The sequence below is a fragment of the Ideonella sp. P3_A4 genome (assembly GCF_056403075.1).
Genome location: NZ_JBFUGE010000700.1, coordinates 1 through 2,918 on the forward strand (window position 1 = coordinate 1; position 2,918 = coordinate 2,918).

General features: G+C 67.3%; 3 protein-coding genes and 1 pseudogene. 2 read left to right on the forward strand and 2 right to left on the reverse strand.

All coding sequences use genetic code 11. The features are described 5' to 3' along the window. Both AC1DYI_RS31360 and AC1DYI_RS31365 read left to right on the forward strand, forming a co-directional pair. A pseudogene (locus AC1DYI_RS31360) lies at positions 1-102 on the forward strand (D-aminoacyl-tRNA deacylase); the annotation flags it as partial. A gap of 44 nt (positions 103-146) precedes the next feature. Further along, complete coding sequence (locus AC1DYI_RS31365) at positions 147-1,241, forward strand: hypothetical protein (protein ID WP_477208027.1); 1,095 nt, start codon at positions 147-149, stop codon at positions 1,239-1,241. Between the two features lie 260 nt (positions 1,242-1,501). On the opposite strand, the gene AC1DYI_RS31370 is transcribed toward AC1DYI_RS31365, so the two are convergent. Both AC1DYI_RS31370 and AC1DYI_RS31375 read right to left on the reverse strand, forming a co-directional pair. Then, the gene (locus AC1DYI_RS31370; RefSeq protein WP_477208028.1) at positions 1,502-2,377 is read right to left on the reverse strand and encodes a hypothetical protein; all 876 of its coding nucleotides are present in this window, start codon (positions 2,375-2,377) and stop codon (positions 1,502-1,504) included. Positions 2,378-2,498: 121 nt separating this feature from the next. Then, a partial coding sequence (locus AC1DYI_RS31375; RefSeq protein ID WP_477208029.1) for an enoyl-CoA hydratase/isomerase family protein occupies positions 2,499-2,918 on the reverse strand: 420 nt, incomplete at its 5' end.

The window sequence follows — 2,918 nt, forward strand, 5'->3', positions numbered from 1 at the left end:
GCCTTGCTGACGCGAGCCCGCGCCGCGCACCCGCAGGTCGCCGCCGGCGAATTTGGCGCCGACATGCAGGTGCATCTGGTCAACGATGGGCCGGTGCCGGTGAACTCAGCGACACCGCGCGCCGACATGCAGCGGCTCTGCTGGCCATGGCCCAGAACGCCGAACAGCAACGCTGGCACCAGGGCAACGGCCGCCAGATGGCCGTTGTGCTGCCCGAAATCGACAACCTGCGCGCCGCGCTGGCGTGGTCAGCCGACCCCATGGGCGATGCGACGCTGCTGGTCGCGCTGGTCGGCGCTACCGGCTGGGTCTGGAAATATGCCGGCCTGGCGGTCGAGGGTTTGCGTTGGTGCGAGGCGGCACTGGCTCGCTTCGAGCAAGTCACCGAGCCCGCGCTGCAAGCCCCCGTCCTGTACGCCAGTGCGCGCCTCGCGAACCAGGCGGCCGCAACGCAAGAGATCGATGCGCTGGACCGTGCGGCCGCCATCTACCGCCGCCTCGGCGATCGACGCGGCCTTTACCTCTGTCGCACCCTGGCCGCGCAAAAGCTGGCCTGGCGCTACGACTTGGACGCCGTGGAGGCGGCCATCCGCGAGGCCGCCGAAGTGGCCGACTCGGCGTGGCCGCCGCTGGCACGTGAAGAGCTGCTGCTCGCGCGCACCTTCTGCCACGAGGCATCGGGCCACCCGGCCGAGGGTCAGAAGCAAGCCGAGGAACTGCTGGCATTGCATCAAGCTCATGGCGACCCGCACGCCATCAACGCGGCCCGGACCAATCTGGCCGAGAACCTGTTCGTGCAGGGCAAGGTCGACGAGGCGATTGCACTGCGCCGGCAGGTGGCGGCCCAGACCGGCCACAGCTTTGCGCTGTCGGCCATCACCAACCTGGTCAACCTCAGTGCCGCACTCACGTGCCGGGGCGACATCGCCGAAGCATTGGCACTGGCCCAGCAATCGCTGCCGGACCTGATCCGCGTTGGCCTCCTGGACGACTTCGCCGACCATTTCGCACTGCTGGCTTGCCGGCGCGGCCGCCACGCGGTGGCCGCGCGCCTGGCCGGTTGGTGCGACGCGCAGTACACCCAATCCGGCTTTCAGCGCGAGCTGAGCGAGCAGCGCGCCCGCGACATGACCGAGGCGGCCCTCGCCGCCGCGCAACCCCCGTTGCCGTTGGCAGACTGGCTGGCCGAGGGGGCCACCATGTCCGGTGAAGTGTTGACAGCACAGGCGCTGAGCGATTGACCGGAGACAGCCCCGAACTCACCCTCGGGGTCGGCCGTGGCAGCGGTGCAGGGCATCGGTGCCGCGCTGTTGTCGCCCCGCCTGTTTGCCGACCTGTGCGAGTGCGGCGAGCTGATCGTCCCGTTCCGATGGCAGGTGCGCGGCCCGAACAGCTACTGGTTGCTTTGGAAAAGCGACAACCCCGAGCCGCACTTAGTCTCGTGCATCCGAGTGCAGTTCAGCGCCGAAGGTGCAGAACCCCACCTGCGGTGTCCGCAGGCTCAGAGGTAGTGCTCCAGCATCTCGATCAGCGGATCCAGCACGTCGTCATCGCTCCAATAGGCCGTGTGGGACATCGGATTCCAGCTCTTCAGGATCCAGTCGATCGCACCCTGTCCGGCGTTGATCGAACGGTCCTCGACCAGGTCGTGGTAGCCGGGGCTGAGCGGTCGCAGCGGCCAGCCGAGCACATCGTCCGGGTCGAACATGTTCAACCAGTGGAAGTCGGCGTTCGGCGGATCGATCGGCTTGATGTCCATCTGCTGATGGGCCGCGACGAAGATCGGGATGTTGCAGCCAGTGGTGACCCAGCGGTTCAAGTTCGTGCCGGCGAGGAACAGCTTCTCGTCGGCGGTCAGGCCACGACCGCCGGTGATGGCCTGGGCGTAGGCATCGATGTCGGTCCAGATGCCGACGCTCGCGCCCTTGCCAGCTCCACCCTGCTGCTTGAAGGCTTGCTGTGCATCCCACAGGTAGCTCGACAGCACCTGGCAGCCGAGCGACTGGCTGATCGCCACCACGTGGCCGCCGGAGCCCACCTCCTGATACGCGCGCAGCAGCTCCTGCGCAATGCGGATCTGCGCCTGCACGTAGGTCGATCCGGGCAGTTCCTTGCGGTTCTCCAACCCCGCAGCATCGCCAAAGCCGAACAGCACGAACTTTCGCAGGTCGTCGTAGTGGACCTTGCTATGGTCATCGATGCTTTTCCAGACCGCCTGCTGGTTGCCCTGACGCACATCCTGATAGTAGATGGAGCAGAACGCCAGGTTCTCGAACTTGTCGCCCAGACGCTCGACCAGCGAGCTTCGCAAGTCCTCAGAGTAGTGCCGCTTGGTCTCGCCCATGCCGTGCACCGTCAGCAATGCCACCTTGGCCATGTCGTGCCTCCTTCATTGGAAGGCCGGCAGTGTCGGTGGAACCGCTTGGACGTCGCATCCCTCAATCGGTGGATGCACAGTTCAACAGCGCCGCCGTCCGCACGTCATGGGCCCGCCATGCTCAGCCGGCGGCAGGCCGCCCGATCAGCTCATGCGCCGCCGTTTCGCGCGCCAGCGCCTCGGTCACCGGCCCGATCGCAGCGCGGTTCAGCAAGGCTTTGGTCTGCGCCAGCACCGTCGGGTCTCGCAGTGCCAGTTCCTGTGCGATGGCCAGTGCGGCGGGCACTGCATCGTCCGCATCGACCCGCTCGCTGACCAGGCCACAGCGCTCGGCTTGTTCGGCACTGAGTTCGCGGCCGAGCATCAGCATCGCCTTCGCACGCGGCAGGCCGATCGCAGCCGGCAAGGTGGCGCTGACCGCGCCGGTGCCAAGCAGGCCGATACGGGCCTCGGGCAGCAGGAATCGCGCCGTGCGTGCGGCGACGCTGATGTCGGCGTTCAGCATCATCTCGAGCCCTGCGCCGACGACCCAGCCGTGGAC

What these genes read in the sequence shown, in the direction of transcription:
- AC1DYI_RS31365 (WP_477208027.1), top strand. Translation starts at nt 147, where the DNA reads ATGGCCCAGAACGCCGAACAGCAACGCTGGCACCAGGGCAACGGCCGC.
- AC1DYI_RS31370 (WP_477208028.1), bottom strand. Translation starts at nt 2,377, where the DNA reads ATGGCCAAGGTGGCATTGCTGACGGTGCACGGCATGGGCGAGACCAAG.